The following is a 772-nucleotide window of genomic DNA, read 5'->3' on the forward strand; positions in this document are numbered from 1 at the left end:
ATAACGTTCGCGCATTACTGACGTTCAAGCGGCTTAAGTGACCGAAGGGAATGGGTCGTCAGACTTAGCCGGTTGGATGTGTCGCCTGAAATCACTTCTCCGTAATTCATCTTGGCGACCAAGGAGCGAACGCGACGAAGCAAGAATGTATTGTTAGACGAGGTGACCTTCTCCATAGAATTACATTAAGACGTTCTTATAATCCTTCTTCAAGTTTGAAAAAATTACAGCATCAACAAATCTCTGCTTCTCATAAAAATATTCCATTAATAATCCCTCTTCATTGAATCCTGATTTCTCTAATAGCTTTCTTGAATTGACATTGTCACGATGTATTACTGCTTCTATTCGGTTTAATTCAAGTTCATCAAATCCATAATTGATTACAGCACCTAACACTTCGGTCATCAATCCCTTATGCCAGTATTCGGGTGTTAATTCATATCCGATTTCAGCCTTAAAATGTTTCTTTGAACATTTATGAAATCCACAAGTTCCGATAATTCGATCTTCAGTTTTAAGAGTTATTCCCCATCTGTAACCTTGTAAATTTATATATCTCTCATTCCAAATCTTTATTAGGTCTTCTGCTTGTTTCAGTTCTGAGAAACTATCTAAATCATAGAACTCTGTTACTTCATCATTTGAAAAATAGTCATATAAATCAACTGCATCTTCTAGACGCAATTGTCGGAGAATCATCCTTTCGGTTTCAAGTACTGGAAAAATCATTGGTCCATTCCTCTCTTTAAGGTCATTTCGTCTAACGTTT

Annotated in this window: 1 protein-coding gene; it reads right to left on the reverse strand. The window is 36.7% G+C overall.

What is annotated here, in order from left to right:
• Positions 1 to 180: 180 nt before the first annotated feature.
• Entirely contained in the window at positions 181 to 732 is a 552-nt protein-coding gene (locus tag ACH8E3_RS16690) for a GNAT family N-acetyltransferase (RefSeq protein WP_458633774.1), read from the reverse strand.
• Positions 733 to 772: the final 40 nt, after the last annotated feature.

Source organism: Paenibacillus sp. CMAA1364 (assembly GCF_054373195.1).

Excerpts from the sequence above, each read along its gene's own strand:
- ACH8E3_RS16690 (WP_458633774.1), bottom strand. The coding sequence starts at position 732 with ATGATTTTTCCAGTACTTGAAACCGAAAGGATGATTCTCCGACAATTG.